A 19940-nucleotide genomic window follows, 5' to 3' on the forward strand; every position below is an offset into this window, starting at 1 on the left:
TGTGCTTAGACTTTTCATTTTATCAATCTTATTTTTTTTCCTTCCTTTATCAACGAAGGCAGTGTGCCCTTCCAAAAATGAAACGCTCAATACGCTACAAAAAATTTCAAAACTAGAGCCTTCTCAACAAAAAAAACGTTTATTTACTTTGTTATCAAGCAGTGAAAAATGCTTTGGGAAAGATTCTGTTTATACTTCCATTTTACAGCAAATAGCTACTTTTTATTATACACAGGATAAAGACTATGATAAAGCCATTGCTTATGTAAAAAAGGCTATTGTCGTGAATAGCCTTCCCAAATCGGACATCAATCGTTTTTATTTAGAAGCCAACTATTATAATTTAGGAAGGTACGAGAATCAGCTTGGGCATTATCAAACTGCTTTAGATAATCTTGATAAATGTATCGCCATCGCCAAAAATAATCTTGCCAAAACAGCCTATCTATCAAGAGCTTATGCCCAAAAAGCCAATATTTTTAGCAAAATGGGTGATTTTGAAAAAGCAATGAGTAGCGTAGATTTAGGTATCAATTTTGCCAAACAAACCAAAAACGATGAAGGATTAGCCTTTAGTTTGATTGAAAAAGTAAAAACACTCACGATGATGTCGCAAACTGAAAAAGCCAGTGATAATCTGAAAGAAGTAATTTTACTGTTAGAAAAAAATGACCCAATTGGCTATTTGCCTTATGCTTATTACTGTGCTGGGCAATTATTTACTGCTCAAAAACGATATCAAGATGCAATATTGTCATATCGTAAAAGCCAAGCGTTATACAAACTTAAAAACAATACATATAGTTACTCTTTGAATTTTTTGGAAATTGGTTTTACTTATTACCAATATTTGCAAGATTATGACGAAGCCCTCAAGAATTATTTAATGGCTTTGAAAACGATGGATAATGCTTATATGAAAGTAATTATCTATGATGATATTGCGGCAGTTTACTGGAAAAAAAAGGATTATCCCAAAGCTTTTGAATATTATCAAAAAGCATTAGAAGTAGCACCAATTGGTTTTAACCCTAAAAATGTAACTGAAATTCCTACGGTAAAGTCACTTCAAGCTGCAGATTTTAAATCTTATTTTCTAACGACATTACAAGATAAAGCCGATACTTGGCTTGATTATCACAAGGCTACTCAACGAAAAGACTATCTTAGAAATGCTTTGAAAACCTATATTCTTGCCGATCAATTGGTGGATTTAATGCGTTTTGAGCATTCGGGAACTGAATCAAAATTGTATTGGCGAAACAAAACTCATCATCTTTACGAGCAAGCCATTGAAACTTGTTACCTTCTGAAAAACTATGAAAAAGCATTTTATTTTTTCGAGAAAAGTAAAGCCGTATTGTTAAATGACCGTCTGAATGAATTGAGTGCCAAGCAACAACTTTCAGCAGAGGACTTATTAAAAGAGAAATCTTTACAGCAAAAAGTCGCTGAATTGAATGCTAAATTGGCTGGTCAAGAGATTAAAGGAAGTAAATTAACAACATTGCAAAATCAGTTATTGGAAGCTAAAGACGAACAATCGGCCTTTATAAAAAGCTTAGAACTTAAAAATCCAACTTATTATCAATACAAGTACGATACCACAACTGCATCTTTGGAAGATGTAAAAAAATATTTAAAAAGACCAACAGAAACTAAAAACGGGGAGATTAGTTTAGTGGAGTATTTTGTAGGAAATGAGGCAATTTATGCCATGAAAATAATGCCTAATCAAGCATTTTTACAGAAAATATCAATTGTAAATTATGAAGAAAACTCAAAAAGTTTTCTGAAATATTGTGCTGATAACCAGCAAGCCAATGAAGATTTTTCTGGATTTTTGAAAGTGGGAAATCAATTGTATCAGCAACTTTTTGCCAAATTGGGTGTGCCAAAAGGTAGAGTAATTATTGCACAAGATGGGTATTTTTTACCTTTTGAAGCCATGAGTAAATCTGCTAAAAGGTCGGAATATTTATTGAAAGATTATGCGTTGAGTTATACCTATTCTGTTCAATTTTTATTGAAAAATATGAATAATGAAAGCTTTTCTTGGTCGAATAAATTCTTTGGAATGGCACCAGTTACTTATCAAAAAGGCTTAAATCAAACAGAATTAACAGATTCAGATAAATCTTTGACGAAAGTAGCAGATTATTTCTCATTCGGGAAAACCTTTGTGAATCAAGCTGCTAACAAGAAAAATTTCTTTGAAAATGCACATAATTATCAAATTGTGCATTTATATACGCATGCTCAAGCAGACGATAGCGACCAAGAACCAATGGTTTACTTTGCAGATTCTATCCTAAAATTATCAGAATTAGGTGCGTTAAATCGGTATAAAACCCAACTTTTAGTATTATCTGCCTGCAAAACTGCCGTTGGAAGAAATGCTACTGGTGAAGGTATTTTAAGTTTATCCAGAGGTTTTGCTACTTTGGGGATTCCTGCTACTTTAACCACGCTTTGGAGTGTTGAAAACAAAGCAACTTATGCCTTAAACGAACTATTTTATCAATATTTATCAGAAGGTTTGTCGAAAGATTTAGCCCTTCAAAAAGCTAAAATAGCTTTTCTACAAAGCCAAGCAGGTGAAAATCAATTACCAACTTTTTGGGCTGGAGCGGTACTTGTCGGCGATGCTTCTGCCTTGAGTAATTCAAATCTTTTATGGTATTTTGTTTCAGGTATTTTAATCCTGATATTAGCTTTTTTTGTTTGGAAAAAGGTTAAACATTCAGCGTAAAACCTGCATGTTTATACTTAATTGCTTGATTAATAGCCTTTGGGGAATTTTATAGATTAAATAACTATATATCATTGAGTTAAATTCACAATTCATCATTCACAACTCATCACTCTTACATAAGTAATTATTACCTTTTTAAATTATTTTTCCTTCATGCAACCATTTCCTTTCTTGAGCTTGTCTATAGTTCGAGATGCATCTCAAAATTTTCCTTGAGTTTAGTGATCACAAACTAAAGGGAAGCTCTTTTTAATTTTCAATTGAATTGTTAATCCAAATTTGTGAAATACTATGAAAAAAATACTATTTGTCGTTGCTTTGGCATTCACTAGCATTTTAACAAGTTGTGAAGAAAGCCTTGATCTTGGTCAGCAAAATCAAAATGAAACAACAGATGCTGCTTCAGCGGCTAAAGTCTCTGCTGTAATTAAACAAGACTATCCAACAGCTACTCAACTTGTTGTAACAACAATAGATTCTAATAAAGTATATGGTTGTGATTTTCTAGTGAATGGTGTAGCACACGAAGCCACCGTTTCGGTTGCTGGAAAGATTTTAAGTACTTATGAAATTAAAGCAGATACTACCAAAACAGCATTGATTGATGCAATAAAATTGTATTTGGAAACCAATTATAAAGGCTATAAATTAGAAAAAGTAGCCATTGGAAAAGATGCTGACGGCAAGGTTTCGTATAAGATTTTAATCGAATTTAATGATAAAAAAATCACATTACTGTTTGATGCTACTGGTACTATATTAGCTACTTTTATAGAACCCAAAGGACAGAAACCAGACCCTAAACAATCTCCAAAAACTTATACAGTCGTTTTAAGCGAGTTGCCAGCCAATATTCAAAGTCAGTTGAGCGGCTATGAATTTGTAAGAGCATTAGTAAAAACTAATTCGGATGGGAAGAAAACATATTTTGTTGTTGCCAAAATTGGAGATGTTTTATACGAGATAACTTTTGATAATGCAGGAGTATTGAAAAACAAGAATGCTGTAAAATTACAAGTACCAAAACTAGAAGCTAAATATTTGAAAGAAACAGAATTACCGCAAGTAATTAAAGATTATCTTTCAGCCAATTATGCAGCTTGGAAATTTGAAAAAGGAGTGGTGCTTGTAAAAGATACAATCATTGATTCTTACACAATTGTTGTTGTAAAAGAGGGGAAATTTATCACACTTAGTTTTGATGGAAAAGGTAAATTTATCAGTGTTTTAGAACCCAAATCACCAACAGTTCCTAAAATTGAAGATAAAAGTATTGTGGCAAACGACCTTCCGCAGGCTATAAAAGATTATTTAAACAAAGTATATGTTGGTTGGATTTTTGTAAAAGGAAGCGTGAGTCTTAAAAATGATGTTGCACAAGCATATTTAGTTTTGATTACTTTTGGAACAGACAAGTACTATGTTTATTTCGATAAAGACGGGAATTTTGTGGCAGCCAAAAAAGATAAATAGTAAAACGATACTTGTTTGTTGGTAAGTCAACAAACAAGTATCAAAAAATAATATGAGAATTTTTGTAGGTATATTTTTCATCATGGTATTGAGTTTGGTTGTTGCTTGCGACGAAATCAGGGAAATCGCTCCAACAGTGAAGCCAACGGTTACTACTATGTCGTTGATTGATACAAAAAATTATTATACTCCTCCTAATAATTTTATCGCAATTGACACCAAAGTGCTTCTGAAAGCATCGGGACATAGTTCGATTAAAATTATAAATGCACCTCAATACGGTAAATATTCATTTTCTAAAACAGGTTATTTAATTTATAAATCAGATTCTACAAAGAATGAAGTAACCGACTTCCTGATTTATAAAATGATGAATGGCAATCCTACAAAAGATAAACGAGATACGATTAAAGTAAATATTACTTCGGATCATAGCAAAATGCCTTGCAATGCGGGAGCAATTCCAGATTTCTTTACGGTAAAATTGAATACGCCAACGGTGTTGGATGTATTAAAAAACGACCGTTTCTGTAATGCCATTGTTGATTCTAGTTCTTTGGCCATTTTAGATAGTCCCAATTTTGGTAAGGCCGAAATTGTACATAATAAAATCGTTTACACACCCAAAAGTAATTTTTATCAAAATGACATTTTCTTTTATCAAATCTGCACAGGCGGGAGTAATCCAGTTTGTAGAATCGTTGCGGTAAGGATTGATATTGAAGGAACTTGGTGTAAAAATATTTTGATTCCAGACGTGATTGTTATCGACAAATATGATACTTCAACACAGAAAATACAAGTGCTTGAAAACGATAAAATTTGCGATAATTATGATGTGAAAAGTTTGAAAATTACAACTAATCCACAGTTTGGTAAAGCAATAGTAAATGCTAATTCAGAAATTGAATATATCCAAACTGCCAAACAAGAAGCCAATGATTTGTTGGAGTACACGATTTATGACAAAAATGGAGCGAATCCGCAAAAAATGTTTGTCGAGATTTTTATTCGTGCTATTCCTACTTGTAAAGCTTATGCTAAAAATGGAGAAATGGAATTGTCGGCTAGTCAGGTAAAAGAAGCAGAAATAGAAATTCCGTATAGGTTATACATCTCTGGCTGTGTAAACATCAAAAATATTAGTATTGAAACCCAACCTGCTTATGGTATGATACGGATTGAAGACAAAAAGCTTTTATACAAGCTTAAACAACAAGATGGCAAAGAGTACAACGATCAATTTAAGTATGTAGTTACCAGTACAAATGGAGAAATTATCAAAGCCAATTTTACAATCAGAATTAAAAAATAAGTAATGAATTTCAACTAGAATTTATTACTGCTACAAAACTCACTAAATGCTCAACGAACAGGAATTAGTCAAAGCCTGCCAAAAAAACGACCGCAAAGCCCAAACCGCTTTTTATAACCTGTATAAAAGCAAATTGATGGGTGTTTGTCGTCGTTATACTCGCACGCCCGAGGAAGCCGAAGACATCTATCAAGAAGCATTTGTGAAAATATTTAATAACATTCATACCCTTGAAAACCCTAAAGCTGTTGGTGCTTGGGTTAGAAAGGCGGTAATTCATACAGCCATCAATTATTATCATGCAAATTTAAAATTTCAACAAAATACAGAATATGAAAATATTGTACTAAGCAACGATGATTACCCCAACCTATTATCAACACTTACAAGCGAAGAACTTCTTGCACTCATCAATAAATTACCCGACGGCTACAGGATGGTATTTAACCTTTATGTAATAGATGGTTATAATCATGCAGAAATCGGAGAATTATTGGGAGTAAGCGAGAATACTTCAAAATCACAGCTTTCAAGAGCCAAAGAGTTACTCAGAAAGCAATTAAAACAACTGGGAATTGTCAGCTATGAACGCACTTGATAACGAAAAAGACCCTTTTGAGGATATTTTCAGAGATAAATTGTTTGATTTTGAATCTGAACCAAACGATAAACTCTGGAAATCAATAGAACCTCAACTCCCTGCTAATCCAGCAAGGATATTACCGTATTGGCAAATGACAGCAGTAGCAGTTTTGTTATTGCTGACAGGCATCGGTGTGTATTTAATGTCTTCATTAACCAATAATGAAACAGAAGAAACACAGATTGAAAAAACAATTGAAAATGAGTTAAACAAAACTATTAATTCTGAGGTTATATCGGAAAAAAACAATAAAATCTCAAATAAAGAAAACAAATCAATAATTATTGAGAAGAAATATTTACAAAATTCAGACAAATTAGTGCCTTCAACAACTGAAAGTTTAGTATCAAATAGTAATATTCAGCAAGAGAATTCAGCAGAGAATAAAAGAACAACTTTAAAAAATCAACAAAACAGACTGAAAGCAGAGGGGGTAATTCCGCCAGTAAATTTAGGTGATGATGTTCAGCCTGAGTTTTCTGATGGAGCAAAGCAAAATGGATTAGTCAATCAATATTCAAAAAAATATACGCCGAATAAAAGCAATAAAACAAATCGTTTTGCTGTATTCTCTGGTAAGCATGAAAATATTGATGAGGAATCAGTAAACAACACAAGTGTTGAAGCAACAAAGTTTTCTGACCAACGTTATATTTTACTAAATACGCTTGATGGAAAAGCGTATCATCCATTTACAAATCATTTCAGAACACCGAAAATAAAGTATCGTGGACCAAAACCTACTGTATATTTTAAAGAATCGAAACCTGTAGAATGGTATGTGAGTGCAATGCCACTGATTAATTATTATACCATCACAGCTAATGGGAATGATGCGAATTATGTTCATAAAATTGCAGTAAATGATGAGGCAGACCGATTAGGTTTTTATACGCAGGCAGGTTTAGTTTTTACGTTGTCGGATAAATTTAAGCTAAGAACAGGTTTAACTTTCACTAAAACCAATCATAGTTTTAGTTACCAAGTTCGTACAGATTCATTAGTGGTGCAGTCGCCCGATAATACTGGCGTAGATGCAAGTTTTGCAGAACTCAATAAAGTATATGCTCAATCAGCCTATTATTTAGGTACAAAAATTGATTTACAATATACTTTTTTAAGAGGAGAATCACTTTCACATTATGTAAATGTAGGAGTGGAGGGAGCCTATAAAATTAATGGAAGTAAACAGTTGAATGCCTTTGCAAATATTGCTTATGGCATTACTCGTCAGATTGGAGATCATGCTTATTTGTTTGTAGAGCCAACTTATAGTTATTCGCTCAACCAACAAAGTGATTCAAATTCTTTATTATTAATTAAACCCAATAAAATAGGTTTTAATATTGGGATAAACTTCAAACTAAAATGATAAGCGTATTTAGTTTTTTCTGGAAAGGATTAGTGTGTATTGTATTAATTGTTGTTGGGCTAACAGTTGCTGTATTCAGTGGACAAGTTAGTAAATTATAAACTAAGATTTATTTGAGGAGTATCACGATTGAAATACTCCTCAAATAAATAAACCATTTCTTTATATCAGTATAGTAAAATGTAAATTTAACCTTGCATTCGCTTTTAATTCTCCTCCAGATAAATCTTGCATAATTGGTTCTTGATAATTTATTCCCATCGAAAAGCTTTTGTAATACGATTCAACTCCAAGAGCACCAAAAGTAGAGTATCCTCCAGTTTGAGTATTGATGATTTTATTTTTTGTATCAAAAGCAGCATCCTCAAACGAAAGACCAACATTAGGAATAATTGTAAAATCTGAATTGATTTTTTTGAAATAAAGTAAAGCCAAATTGGTGTTAAGTCTATTCCCAAATTGGTAATTATCACTGTTGGGGGTATTGATTTTGTAAGAAAAATCATAATTCAACCCCCAATCTTTATGACGAATTGTATAAACCAAATTAAGTAAAAAATCTACGCTTCCAGTTCCTAATTGGAAATTGGCATTGGCTACTTCTGTTTCACTCAATAAATCAAATTTATACTTTCCTAATGGTAATTTTATACCGCCGCCAATCAGTAAGTTATGATTAAATTGATGATTTACGGTATCGTTCACTGTATTGATAACATTATAATTAGCCAATGCAGTAACATCACCAAAACCATTCAAATGAAGTTGTTTGCCCGTTTTCTGAATAGTTTGCTGATTAATTAAATAAGGTACAAAAGCCAAAACTTGTACTTTTTTAAATGGATAAGCTCTAGCCCACAGCTCAGTTTTCCAGAAATCCTCTCTAGCTTTTAGGTTCACACTGCTCAAATGTGAATCATAACTTTTATAAGAGTATCGTAAACCGACAAAACCTTTGTGTGATTGCGGTAAAATTCCAAAAAATGAGCCTCCATTGCCACATCCACAAACTTCACAGGCTAAAATATTTGTATGACTAATTAGTGTAATAAAAATTGAAACTATAAAAATCTGAATAGCTTTTATCATAATATTTTTTGTTGATTAAGGAGTAAACCTTTTATCTGTAAGAAATTCTCTATCAGTAAGTGTTCTTAAAAATGCAATAATTTGTGTTTTTTCTGTAGCCGTTAGAGGAATGCCAAGTTTGCCATTTTGATTAAGCAATGGGTCAAGATTTTGAGTCGCCGTAACCGTAGTCATATAATGATTCATTACTTCATCCAATGTTTGGAATCGTCCATCGTGCATATAAGGTTTTGTTGCTTCCACATTTCTCAAACTTGGCACTTTAAACTTATTTTTATCTTCGGGCATTTCAGTTACTCGCATTCTGCCGTCGTCAATTACAGGTTCGATAAATGCTTTTTTTACACCATCCACCATTCTATAAACTACTTGTTGGCGTTCTGTTGGCGGTAAACCGTTATTTCTGAAACTTCCATCACTAAACAATTCACCAGCATGGCATGAAGAACACTTTTGTTTGAATAATTCCATTCCAGCCAATTCCGTGGCATTAAAAATCACACCCTCTTCCTTTCTCATGAATTTATCATACCGAGAATTTGCAGAAACCAAAGACAATAAAAACTGTGAAAGCGCTTTCAAAAATCGTTCGGAAGTAATTTCTGTTGAACCAAAGGCATTTTTGAACATGACAGGATATTTTTCTGTCTTTCTTAATTTTTCTAATACATTCGGTACCTTATCGTCCATTTCAACTGGATTTTCGATTGGGGAAATCGCAAAAAGGTCTAAGTCAAAAACACCACCATCCCATCCAAAAGTTTTTTCCCAGGCTAAGTTTTGTAATGATGAAGAATTTCTTAGTCCAATCTGATCATCAATTCCATGACTTAAATCATGCAAATGATGCGTAAAACCAAAGTCTTGACGATGGCATTCACCACAAGACATTGAGCCATCTCTTGAAAGAATTCCATCATAAAACAAACTTTTCCCTAATTCAAAACCTTCTTTAGTGATTGGATTCTTCTCTATTTTATAGACAGGGCTTTGGAAATTGCTGGGCTGATAAAATAGTTTTTCAGGCTCAATTACCACATCTGGCTGTTTTGAGCAAGAAAAAACCATCAGAAATAGCAACAGTATGCTGGTGGTTAAGAATAGATTTTTCATGTCTAATTTCATTAAACTTCTACTCCTCAATTTAACGAAGAGTAGAAGTGTTTCTATTATTATTGAGCATCATTATGAACATGATCTACACTAAACATCGACTTGTAGTTATCGGCAATTGGAATTGCTGCTGTAATACCATGTACCAGATTGGTTTGTGCTAATTTTATTTGTGTTGTCCCGTTGAATACTTTCGAAATATCAACAAACAAGTGTACTTCTGGAGCAATATTACCACGAACTGTCGCTGCATTTGCGAGTGGCAAGGTAACTGTGCGAAGATTATTGGCGGTTTTTGTCGTCATTCCTCCGAAACCTCCTACGTGCAGTTGAAAAGGTCTTTTACCAGTAGCATTTGTTGGAACAACAGAAGAAGTACCTTCAAATTTGAAGAAAATATAACCTGAATTCCAAGCCCAATACATTCCGTCATCACCATAAGAAGCTGGGTCTAACACGCCAACTCTTTGGCTGATGTCAGAAGTACTTCTAGTGCTATCTACACCCACCATGAAAGAAACTTCCTTGTAATTTCCCGCAGGAACATCTTTCAATTCAGCTTCAAGACTACCAGCATCAGACTGTTTTACCAAGAAATAGTTGTTCGGGAATTTAACTACTGTTCCATCTTCTTTCTTGAACGAAACATTAGAAATAAAGTAATTCAATGTAGTAACCGTAAAATCTTCGCCAGAACTGTTGGTATAAGCACCTGTTCCAAGCACTAAAGATTTGTCTCCCACTTTATTGTCGAAAGAAAGTGTAATTGAATTTTTATCATTCGGATTAATTTCGTCATTTTTGCAAGAAGCACCTGTGATAATAATTACTAAAAATACTAAGAATGTAAAAAATTTATTCGTTTTCATATTTGTATATTTTGAGGTACAGCAGAAGGCAAAACAATTTGCCATCAACTGACACAGATTTTTTAAAATTAAAATTTTCTTTATAATGATTTTATCTAAAATGTATTGGTAGAGAAAAGCTGATATCCTCTACCAATTTAAGGTTTACTTCACCTTCAAAAACAAAGCAAGTCCAAACAAACTCACTACCAAAACGCCCAAAGCCGAGAAGATAGTAGCGATGTCACGGATGTCTTTTCCTGCCCAATCCATCAATAAAAATTTGTGTAATACGCCAAAAGAAAGTCCTTCACGGCGGTCTGAATCAACGATTTGTGCCGCTAATCTGCTGGTGGCTGGTTCTACATAATAAGTCAAATGGTTATCAGTTGCCAAAGCTAATTTTACTACTGGCAAGCGTTTGTTTACAAAACCATACTCTTTGTCGAATTTTGTTAAATAGCTCGTTGAAGCAATGGCTGGCAAAGTACTTTCGTCTTCACTTGTTTCTGCACTTTCTCCTAATTCACAACAAGCTGGGTCGCCACCCGTTTTTCCTTGTTCAATAAAATGTCCGACCAATGCTTTAGCATGAAGCATAATGCCGTCTAGTAAAAGGCTGGCGGTTTGTACATCATAATAAGCCACATTCGGTTTGGCATCAGGCTTTTTGCCTTCGCTCATTTTTTCGGCTTTGTCTTGTTGTTCTTTTTTCCAAGCTCCTTTTTCTTCCGATTTTGTATATACTTGGTAATACAATTTGTCGTCGATTGTGGCTAAAGAAAGATTTGAAACCTTAGCCCAGTCTAAAGGCAAAGCCAAAGTAGCCGTTTGTAAATCTGCTGTTTTGATACTTGGTTGATAGAAATACTTGATGCGTTCGTCGGGCGTAAGTTTTTTTGTAGCGTGATAAGCTCCCGAAAAAGCGAAAGTAAAAGTGACAAAAGCAACCCAAAGCCCAATTTGACGGTGATATTTTCGTAAAATTCCTACTTTATCGTTGGCATTGCGTGGCTTTTTGAATTTTCCCCACATGAAACCATAAATTACCAAACCGCTAATCATTGAAATAATGATGATAGCAAGGAAGCCAATCATGATGAAAATCCTGAGCGTATTATTGGAAATTTTTGTCAAGAAATCCCAGTTGTGAAAAGTTCTGAATACCCACAAAAATGCTTTTCTACGGTTTTCGTTGAAATTTGCTAAACGTGTTTGTTCAGTTTCTACATAAATATCCATTCCGTCTGCACGGTCGAATGATACTTTCCAAACGGGCAACAAACGATTCACATAAGCGTATTCTTCATCAAAATCTGTAATTTCTTCAATACTTTTAATGGCTGATTTTGGGTCTTCTGTAAAATAGCGAGCCAAAAATTCTGCGTACTTTTTATCGCCATTTTCAAGCATTTTGGCATCCGTAGCATTGAAGTACGCCAAACGATTACTTACTCTTTTTACTTGATAATAAGTTTGGTCATTGAAGCTGACAATTCTGAAATTTTTAAATTCAGTAATTTCATTTTTGTTCAATACTTCTTGCAAAGACAATTTGATTTGTGCTTGATTTACAGCCTCTGGCTTTACAAATTCGTGTGCCAATTTTACTTTAAACCAATGCGACATAAAAGGGTGCATCATTCCTGAAATACACCAAAAGATTACAGGAATCATCGTAATCAAACCGATGATTCTGTGCCAACGATAAATATTTCGTTTGACTTTTTTCTTTATTCCTCCTAAGTACGATTCTTTCTGAATCGTGTCGTCGGCTACTTCTACAATATTATTTGCCATGTTTTTTTATTTAATTAGTGAGTTGTGAATTAGTGATTGAGTGATTTTTTTGATTTGGGAGTGTCTCCAAGTAATCTATTTTATTGTAGCGGTAACCCTTGCGGTTACCGTATAATTCGAGGTAACCGCAAGGGTTACCGCTACAACAACATATTCTAAAAGACACTTAGTGAGTGTGAATTAATAATTGCTTTCATATAATCACTCAATCACTAACTCACTCAATCTCTCAATATCATTTCCCCGTAAAATTGTACTGCAAGCCAATCACCACTGTACGTGGAGCGGCTGGTGTGAAGGTTGTTCTGTCACTAGCATTATTACCTCTTGAAGCTTGATTGGCGTACAATTCGTCCGTCAAGTTCATGATGTTCGTAAATACTTCAATGCCTTTGAATTGATAACCTGCACGGAAATTCAATACGCTTACACCCGAAAGTCCGAAAGCGGTTTTGTCGTTGTACATCACCGTATTAATTTGGTTTTGGTAGTACGACGACAAACGTTGCCACTCGATAGCAGCACGCAATCCTTTCGCCCATTTTGGTTTGTAAGTGATTTCAGAATTGGCAATAAACGAGGGTGCTGAAGGCATATCTTTTCCGTTTACGTCTTTTATAGCATCCGAAGCTCTTGTACTCAAAGTAAATTCGATAAAACGGTGAACGGCATTTGTTCCGCCAAAACGGATAAACCATTCTGAACTAGGTTTATATGTAATGCCGTACTCGATACCTTTGTGCAAAGTTTTTCCAGCAGATTGGTAATCAGTAGAGTTGTCGGGCTGACGAATACTTAATAATTCGTTTTTACCATTCATTTCATAATAGGCAACGTCGATATAAATTTTGTTATCCAAGAACGAAGCCCAACCGCCTACTTCTTTGTTGTCGAAATAGGCAGGTGTTAAATTATAGTAAAATGGATTCGCACTTCCCGTAGGTGTTTTACGGAAAACAGCCGTTAAGCCCGGAGGCGAGAAGCCTTGTGAATAATTGGCATAAATTCCTTTTCCATTGCCTAAATCATAAGTTGCTCCGATTTTTGGCGTTACTTGGCTATACTCTTTTGTTCCTTCGGCGTTGTTGTCCAAATAGTTTAAATAATCAAAAGCCATACGGTCGTAACGAAGTCCTAATGAAAGTCTTAATTTTTGGATGGGTTCAAAATCAAATTGTGAGAATAAACCAGTGTTAAAGATTTTAGCATCATACTTGGCTACAAAAACATCTGGATTTTCTTTTACCAAAGTATATTTTTCAACCGATTTTCCATCAGCACGCAGTTTCGCTGAAAGGTCGATTGTATAAGAACGATACGGATTTGTTGAATAATCATAAGTACCACCAACTAACAAACGAGCTTTCAAGAAATTGAATTTCTGTGAATGCTGTGCCAATACGCCATAAGAAGTAAATGAATTATCATTGATTTCGCCTTTGGCAGTCGTCGCTCCAGTCGTCCAACGGATTTGATAACTTGGATTTTGTCCGACAGAATTATTACGATAATATGGCGTAATAGTCGTTTCTGCATTGGCATTCCAAGTATGTTCTAAAGAAATTTTGGCACGTGTCGCCAATACTTTTCTGTAAGTAAAATCAGAAGTTGAAGAATATTCTCTTTTGTAAAATGCGATTGAATCAACGCTTCCGCCTGTTTGTGAGTAGTAATCGTTATAAGCCAAAGTACTTACTAAGCGGGTTTTATCAGAAAGTTTGTACTCTGCTCTGGCATTGAAAGAAGTTTTGTCGAAATCACTTCTTGATTGCCAAGAATCTACTTGTTTCGCCACATAACCGCCTAAGTACAAACCAAATTTGCCAACTGTTGCCCCTGCTCCGTATTGAATTCTTTTATAACCATAATTATCAAACTGAATCCCAACTCTTGCCGTAGGAACAGCCGTTGGGCGTTGTGTAATAAAGTTAATCGCACCGCCAACGGCTTCTGGGCCGTATAAAGAGGAAGCTGGGCCTTTTACTACTTCTACCGATGAAACTGAAAATACATTCATTTCAATAATGGCATTGTGGTTGAAAACGCCCATCGGACGAATCGGGACGCCATCTTCTAAATACAAAAAGTAAGCAGCCGTTCCCATTGGTTGACGAATGCCCATCCCATGCTGTTCGTTGTTGTAGTTCATCATCACTACGCCTGGCGTTTTGTTGATGATTTCGTACATACTTGTTGGCTTGGCATCGTTAATCAAGGTTGAAGACAATTTTGAAATCGCCACAGGAGCTTGTGTACGCAAACTTGCTTCACGGTTGGCAGTTACTACTACTTGTTGAAGGTTTTCAACCGAAGGTTCTAAAGCAATACTAAATGTTTGGTCAGCTTTGTAATCGACCTCTAAAGACTGAAAACCAATACTTGAGATTGAAATTTTATTAATTTTCTCCTTGGTTTTCAAGGCAAATTCACCGTTGATATTGGTAGTTGTTCCAGTGCTTGTGCCTAAAGCTCTTACCGATGCACCTACTACGGGTTCTTTGGTTGAGTTGTCGAAAATTTTACCTTTAATGATGTGTTGAGCAAAAGAAGTACTTGCCGTCAATAAAATGACGAACATGAATTGGAAAATATTTTTCATTTTGTTTTTATAAAATCGTTTCGATTTTGTCCACAAAAAACCATCAACAGGTTTCGGACAATCATTTTTTTCTTGAGAAATGAATAAGAAAGAAAGGTTCAGAAAGTACAGAATGCAGGAACATTCATACAAAAACAGTCGTTTTTGCAAATACTTTAAGAACAAACCAGAAAGATGAAACGATTAGATAATCGGAGGATGAAAAAGAGAAGTAGCAATACTTACTGAATTTGCAGTAAGAAAAGTGTAAATAGATTTTGTAGAAAGTGGTACGTAAGCCCATTCTAAAGAGAATAATGGTTCGGCATCAAATACTTCTTCCATGATTTTCTTGATAGACTGCCCTTGTTTTTGCGTTTCTTTGGTGGCATTGTCTTCGGCTACTTTTTCAAGTTTTTTGGCTAAATAACAATGACCATTACAATTCATTTGCGGTTTGAAACGGTTTTCACAAAGGTTTTGGATAATGTACTCTTTTCTTAATTCAAAATCCAAATACACCACAGGCACGAGTAGCGTTTTTACGCTAATCAGCACCAAAAGCAGTAATGCTATGTAGTTTTTGGTTTTCATGGATTTTAAAATTTCACGCAATTTACAACAGGAATGAATAGGTTGTACCCTGATGCTATTTTAAATAAAAATCAATTTAAAATATATACTTTTGTAGAATACTAACCACAAAATATAATCATCAACAAAATGTCAGACTTTCAAACTTTTTTTAAGCTTGGTTTTCAGCACATTACAGACATCAATGGTTACGACCATATTTTGTTTGTGGTGGCACTATGTGCAATTTTCCGATTAAAGGATATTAAAAAAGTAGCGATTTTAATTACTGCTTTTACCATCGGGCATTCGCTTACGCTGGCTTTGGCTACGCTTCAATTGATTACTTATAGTTCTGAATTCATAGAATTTTTAATTCCTGTAAGCATTGTGCTTACTTGTTTTATTAATCTCTTTCATAAATCTTCAGAGCGTGCATCTCAACCAGAAAAATCTTCTGTTTTGCGTTATCCAATGGCGATGATTTTTGGGTTAATTCACGGAATGGGTTTTTCAAATTACCTTAGAAGTTTGTTGGGAAAAGAAGAAAGTATTTGGCAACCGCTACTTTCTTTTAATATCGGTTTAGAAATCGGACAATTGCTGATTGTATTACTTTCTTTACTGTTGAGTTCTTTGTTATTAGATATTTTCAAAGTAAAAAAACACGATTGGAACTTGATTCTCTCAAGTTTGGTCGCTGGTGTAGCCATCACATTAATTTTAGGAACTGATTTCCTAAAAGCTTAAATTTTATTTTTTCAGGATAGTTTCTGCTGTACTTTGGGCTTTCATTGCCCAAAGTTGGTGCATTTTGCCTGAAAAATGTAAGCCATCACTGGCGAACATCGAGCCATCAGTGTTTTGTCTGGTAATACTTGTAATGTCGATAAAAGCGATTCCTACTTTCTTACATTCTTCTTGGGCTACTTCGTTGAAAGCATCAATTTCTCTGGAGATTTTTGTTCTGTCAGCATTACTTCCTGCTGGTGAAACGCCCCAATCTGGAATTGACAATACCATTACTTTTTGAGCATCGCTTTTAGCATATTTGGTACTGATACTTAACAATTCTTTGAATTCAGTTCGGTACTTTTCAAGGCTTTGCCCACGATATTGATTGTTTACGCCAATCAATAATGAGACCATGTCGTATTGCTGGCTTAGGTTTTTACTGCTAATTCCCTGCATTAATTCTTGGGTTGTCCAACCTGTTTGAGCAATAATATCATGAGGTGTAATTTGATATTTACTTGCCAATAAATCATTCAACAAAACCGACCAACGTTCTTTTTCAGGAATACTTTGTCCGATGGTATAAGAATCGCCTAGAGCCAGAAAAGATTTTTTGAGCGTCGTTTCAGCAACAGGTATTGCACTTTGATTGGGATTTTGCGGAACGTACTTTTTCTCTTCTGTTGAACTACAAGCCAACAACAGAAACAGGCAACATATTGTATATTTTAACTGATTCATCCCTTGATATTTTTACTTTATAATTGCTTTACAAAGTATTTTGTTTGAAAGTACATACGAAATAAAGTAGAAAGTAAGCTGTATTTATCTTTAAAAAGATTAAAAAGAAATGTCTTGATTACATCTAAAAAAACATTTTTGGATTAAAACATTCTTTTTTTATCATAATATAACACGATTAGAATTTTCGTAATTTTTTATATCTTGAAATATTAAATTATTCAGTCCGTTAACTTCTTGTAAACAAACCACATCAAAATGAAACATTCCTTATTCTTAATTATCTTCTTTTGCACTTTTGCATCATTCGCTCAAAAATCTACAATTGATACAAATTTGATATGTTGGTCTAAAAACAGAAAGCTCAGTATTGATGATTTCCAAATCAAAGTAGCTAATAAAGGCAATTCATTTTCTTCAGCTCAATTTAGTTATGATTACAAAGTATCTGCCGTTTTTGGTTTACCTAAAGACTATAAAAAGCAAATTACCAATTGCTTTATGAAAAGTGCTTCATGGATTGATACTACCAACAACACAACGATTTCATTGAGGTATCAACAAACCTTGTTTGATTTGGGAGAAATCTACGTTAGGCAATTCAGGAAGTTTGTCTATGAAAATCGTAAAAAGTTGGCTTGGTCGAAAATCAATATTGACGAAATCAATACAAAAATAATGACTGATTTTGCTAAAAGAAGAGTAGCTTATGATACAGAAACTAGCTATGGAAGTAATCATGAAAAACAAAAAAATTGGGAAGTGAAAATATCGAATGAAATTGAAGCACTCAATGAATTCTCGGCTGAGTAATTTAGTAAACTAAAGTCATTTTCTTTTGGGTTAATTTGTTTTATGGCTAAGTAAGTTTGTTATTATGCGGATTATTTTATCTTTATATCAGATTAGAATTAATTGAAATGTTAGTAACAAGCAAATTAATAGTCATCCAGCTACAATTCCCATCTTAAGTTTATGTTTCAAAAAGTACTTGTATTGATGGTATTTTCTATACTGTCACCTTTCTTGGCTTTTTCACAGCAAAAAAAACTTGACCAACTACTTTCTCAATGGAAGAAGCTAAATTCTGTTGCTCAACAAAAATCAGATACTTCAACAATCAACTTATTGAATTCCATTGCAAACGAATACGTTCAAACTGCTTCCGACAGTGCTTTTATTTTTTCAGAAAAGGCTTTAGCACTTTCCAAAAACCTAAAATACACGAAAGGTTCCGCTATTACATATATCAATATCGGTAGAATACACTACATGAAATGTAATTATGACCAATCGCTAAAATATGCCCTCATAGGGTTAAAACTAAGTACTCAATTAAACGATAAAGCTGGTATTGCTGCGGCTTCTAATGTGATTGGACTCATTTATCTTTCACAAAAGAAACCATCATTAGCTCTGAGGGAATTCATCAAGGCCTCGAAAATTAATATCGCTATCAACAACCAAACGAGGCTCTCGTCAAATTATTTAAATGCAGGACTTACCTACCTAATGGCGAAATCAGACAGTGCAGCTTATTATTTTTCATTATCTAAATCTATCAGCAGAAACATAGAAGATAAACACTTAATTGCGATGGCAAACAACAGGCTTGGTGACTATTATCTTCAAAAAGGACAAGCCCAAAAAGCGATTTTCTATTATTACTCTGTACTAAGAAACAAAAAATATCAGAATGATTGGGAAAATAGTTTTGCTTATACGGGTTTGGCAAAATGCTATTTTAAACTTCATAGATATAAAGAAGCCACAGTAAATGGAGAAAAAGGACTTTTACTTGCCCAAAAAAACAACACGAAATGGGATGTAGAACAATCACTAAGAACATTACACGAATCTTATAATGCACTTGGCGATACAAAAAATGCCTACAAATATCTTTTGATGGATAAAATCTATAGCGATAGTTTATTTGATGAATCGAAAGAAAAGGAAATTAATGCACTCAGCTTAAAACAAGAACAAGCAGAAAATGAAGTATTGATTAAGAAAAATCAGATTGCAGAAGAGAAAGAAGCCATCAACCGAATGATAACGCTGGTTATCGTATTGATTGCTGTGTTTTTGATGGTTATCTCTATCATTACTTATAGAAATGCTAAGAAAAACAAGAAATTATATCAAGCACTTCAGAAAAAAACAGATTTTATCGCCACTCAGAGTGAATTAATTGAACAAAAAAATGAAGAGCTTAATTATTCCAATCAAACAAAGGATAGATTGTTTTCTATTATTGGGCATGATTTAAGAGGGCCGTTCGCTACAATGCTTGGTGCATTAGAATTATTTAAGATAGGAGAGTTGGATGAAGACGAAAAGCAGCTAATGCTTGATAGAATTTTTGAGCAAATGACTGTCACTTCTGCCATGTTAGAAAACCTCTTGGCTTGGGCAAACAGTCAGCAAGAAGGGTTGAAAACACAATCAATAAGTTTATCTTTAACTGGAATTATGAATGAAATTCTCAGCGTTTTTGTAATGGTAGCAGGCGAAAAAAACATTCAATTGATTCATCATTTTGAAGAAGCTCTATCAATCAAAGGCGACCCTGACCAAATTAGAATACTATTCCAAAACTTAGTTGCGAATGCTATAAAATTTACAAAATCAAAAGGTAAAATCGTGATTAGTTATGCTGTGAGCGATAGTGCTATCAAAGTTTCTATCAAAGATGATGGTGTTGGGATGTCGGAAGAGAAATTGAAATTGATTTTTCAAGAATCAGGGAAAAGTATTTCAACTTATGGTACCAAAAAAGAAAAAGGCATTGGGATTGGTTTAGCTCTTGTGAAAAAATTTGTAGAACTAAATAATGCTACCATTACTGTATCAAGTAAAGAAAAAGAAGGAACAGAATTCGTGGTAGAATTTACTAGAATTTAAT

Annotated in this window: 15 protein-coding genes; 8 read left to right on the plus strand and 7 right to left on the minus strand. The window is 34.0% G+C overall.

Annotation, left to right across the window (positions count from 1 at the left end; genetic code table 11):
• The first annotated feature begins 61 nt into the window (after nt 1-61).
• The 5 genes from HNP25_RS03630 to HNP25_RS03650 all read left to right on the plus strand — a co-directional run bounded on the left by HNP25_RS03630 (nt 62) and on the right by HNP25_RS03650 (nt 7558).
• Nucleotides 62-2752 (plus strand): CHAT domain-containing protein, encoded by a 2691-nt coding sequence (locus HNP25_RS03630; RefSeq protein ID WP_184130446.1) that lies wholly within the window; start codon nt 62-64, stop codon nt 2750-2752.
• 294 nt (nt 2753-3046) lie between these two features.
• Nucleotides 3047-4228: a hypothetical protein gene (locus HNP25_RS03635; protein WP_184130448.1), complete on the plus strand. Its 1182-nt coding sequence runs from the start codon at nt 3047-3049 to the stop codon at nt 4226-4228.
• A 52-nt stretch (nt 4229-4280) separates the two neighbouring features.
• Nucleotides 4281-5543 (plus strand): Ig-like domain-containing protein, encoded by a 1263-nt coding sequence (locus tag HNP25_RS03640; RefSeq protein ID WP_184130451.1) that lies wholly within the window; start codon nt 4281-4283, stop codon nt 5541-5543.
• Nucleotides 5544-5589: 46 nt separating this feature from the next.
• Nucleotides 5590-6141, plus strand: coding sequence for an RNA polymerase sigma factor (locus tag HNP25_RS03645; RefSeq protein WP_184130454.1), 552 nt, complete (start codon nt 5590-5592; stop codon nt 6139-6141).
• On the plus strand, nt 6128-7558 hold the full coding sequence (locus tag HNP25_RS03650) for a hypothetical protein (RefSeq protein WP_184130457.1): 1431 nt from the start codon (nt 6128-6130) through the stop codon (nt 7556-7558). Before HNP25_RS03645 ends, HNP25_RS03650 begins: the two co-directional genes overlap by 14 nt.
• Before the next feature lie 162 nt (nt 7559-7720).
• Here HNP25_RS03650 and HNP25_RS03655 read toward each other — a convergent pair whose 3' ends face one another.
• The 6 genes from HNP25_RS03655 to HNP25_RS03680 form a co-directional block, all read right to left on the minus strand.
• Nucleotides 7721-8647 (minus strand): transporter, encoded by a 927-nt coding sequence (locus HNP25_RS03655; protein WP_221432385.1) that lies wholly within the window; start codon nt 8645-8647, stop codon nt 7721-7723.
• Nucleotides 8648-8662: 15 nt separating this feature from the next.
• Nucleotides 8663-9760, minus strand: a complete 1098-nt coding sequence (locus tag HNP25_RS03660; RefSeq protein WP_184130460.1) for a cytochrome-c peroxidase — start codon at nt 9758-9760, stop codon at nt 8663-8665.
• Between the two features lie 59 nt (nt 9761-9819).
• Nucleotides 9820-10629 carry an MbnP family protein gene (locus HNP25_RS03665; RefSeq protein WP_184130463.1) on the minus strand — a complete coding sequence of 270 codons (810 nt, stop codon included), beginning with the start codon at nt 10627-10629 and terminating at the stop codon, nt 9820-9822.
• A gap of 144 nt (nt 10630-10773) precedes the next feature.
• Complete coding sequence (locus HNP25_RS03670) at nt 10774-12408, minus strand: PepSY-associated TM helix domain-containing protein (protein WP_184130466.1); 1635 nt, start codon at nt 12406-12408, stop codon at nt 10774-10776.
• Nucleotides 12409-12643: 235 nt separating this feature from the next.
• Nucleotides 12644-15007, minus strand: coding sequence for a TonB-dependent receptor (locus tag HNP25_RS03675; protein ID WP_184130469.1), 2364 nt, complete (start codon nt 15005-15007; stop codon nt 12644-12646).
• A gap of 183 nt (nt 15008-15190) precedes the next feature.
• Nucleotides 15191-15580 carry a hypothetical protein gene (locus HNP25_RS03680; RefSeq protein ID WP_184130473.1) on the minus strand — a complete coding sequence of 130 codons (390 nt, stop codon included), beginning with the start codon at nt 15578-15580 and terminating at the stop codon, nt 15191-15193.
• Nucleotides 15581-15709: 129 nt separating this feature from the next.
• On the opposite strand from HNP25_RS03680, the gene HNP25_RS03685 reads away from it, so the two are divergent.
• Nucleotides 15710-16309 carry a HupE/UreJ family protein gene (locus HNP25_RS03685; protein WP_184130475.1) on the plus strand — a complete coding sequence of 200 codons (600 nt, stop codon included), beginning with the start codon at nt 15710-15712 and terminating at the stop codon, nt 16307-16309.
• Nucleotides 16310-16312: 3 nt separating this feature from the next.
• Here HNP25_RS03685 and HNP25_RS03690 read toward each other — a convergent pair whose 3' ends face one another.
• On the minus strand, nt 16313-17035 hold the full coding sequence (locus HNP25_RS03690) for an SGNH/GDSL hydrolase family protein (protein ID WP_184130477.1): 723 nt from the start codon (nt 17033-17035) through the stop codon (nt 16313-16315).
• A gap of 258 nt (nt 17036-17293) precedes the next feature.
• On the opposite strand from HNP25_RS03690, the gene HNP25_RS03695 reads away from it, so the two are divergent.
• Both HNP25_RS03695 and HNP25_RS03700 read left to right on the plus strand, forming a co-directional pair.
• Complete coding sequence (locus HNP25_RS03695) at nt 17294-17848, plus strand: type 1 periplasmic-binding domain-containing protein (protein ID WP_184130479.1); 555 nt, start codon at nt 17294-17296, stop codon at nt 17846-17848.
• Nucleotides 17849-18034: 186 nt separating this feature from the next.
• On the plus strand, nt 18035-19939 hold the full coding sequence (locus HNP25_RS03700; RefSeq protein WP_221432386.1) for a tetratricopeptide repeat-containing sensor histidine kinase: 1905 nt from the start codon (nt 18035-18037) through the stop codon (nt 19937-19939).
• The last annotated feature ends 1 nt before the right edge of the window (nt 19940 follow it).

It is taken from the genome of Arcicella rosea (assembly GCF_014204325.1).
Classification (GTDB): Bacteria; Bacteroidota; Bacteroidia; order Cytophagales; family Spirosomataceae; genus Arcicella; species Arcicella rosea_A.

What these genes read in the sequence shown, in the direction of transcription:
- HNP25_RS03635 (WP_184130448.1), top strand. Translation starts at nt 3,047, where the DNA reads ATGAAAAAAATACTATTTGTCGTTGCTTTGGCATTCACTAGCATTTTA.
- HNP25_RS03640 (WP_184130451.1), top strand. Translation starts at nt 4,281, where the DNA reads ATGAGAATTTTTGTAGGTATATTTTTCATCATGGTATTGAGTTTGGTT.
- HNP25_RS03645 (WP_184130454.1), top strand. Translation starts at nt 5,590, where the DNA reads ATGCTCAACGAACAGGAATTAGTCAAAGCCTGCCAAAAAAACGACCGC.
- HNP25_RS03650 (WP_184130457.1), top strand. Translation starts at nt 6,128, where the DNA reads ATGAACGCACTTGATAACGAAAAAGACCCTTTTGAGGATATTTTCAGA.
- HNP25_RS03655 (WP_221432385.1), bottom strand. Translation starts at nt 8,647, where the DNA reads ATGATAAAAGCTATTCAGATTTTTATAGTTTCAATTTTTATTACACTA.
- HNP25_RS03660 (WP_184130460.1), bottom strand. Translation starts at nt 9,760, where the DNA reads ATGAAAAATCTATTCTTAACCACCAGCATACTGTTGCTATTTCTGATG.
- HNP25_RS03665 (WP_184130463.1), bottom strand. Translation starts at nt 10,629, where the DNA reads ATGAAAACGAATAAATTTTTTACATTCTTAGTATTTTTAGTAATTATT.
- HNP25_RS03670 (WP_184130466.1), bottom strand. Translation starts at nt 12,408, where the DNA reads ATGGCAAATAATATTGTAGAAGTAGCCGACGACACGATTCAGAAAGAA.
- HNP25_RS03675 (WP_184130469.1), bottom strand. Translation starts at nt 15,007, where the DNA reads ATGAAAAATATTTTCCAATTCATGTTCGTCATTTTATTGACGGCAAGT.
- HNP25_RS03680 (WP_184130473.1), bottom strand. Translation starts at nt 15,580, where the DNA reads ATGAAAACCAAAAACTACATAGCATTACTGCTTTTGGTGCTGATTAGC.
- HNP25_RS03685 (WP_184130475.1), top strand. Translation starts at nt 15,710, where the DNA reads ATGTCAGACTTTCAAACTTTTTTTAAGCTTGGTTTTCAGCACATTACA.
- HNP25_RS03690 (WP_184130477.1), bottom strand. Translation starts at nt 17,035, where the DNA reads ATGAATCAGTTAAAATATACAATATGTTGCCTGTTTCTGTTGTTGGCT.
- HNP25_RS03695 (WP_184130479.1), top strand. Translation starts at nt 17,294, where the DNA reads ATGAAACATTCCTTATTCTTAATTATCTTCTTTTGCACTTTTGCATCA.
- HNP25_RS03700 (WP_221432386.1), top strand. Translation starts at nt 18,035, where the DNA reads ATGGTATTTTCTATACTGTCACCTTTCTTGGCTTTTTCACAGCAAAAA.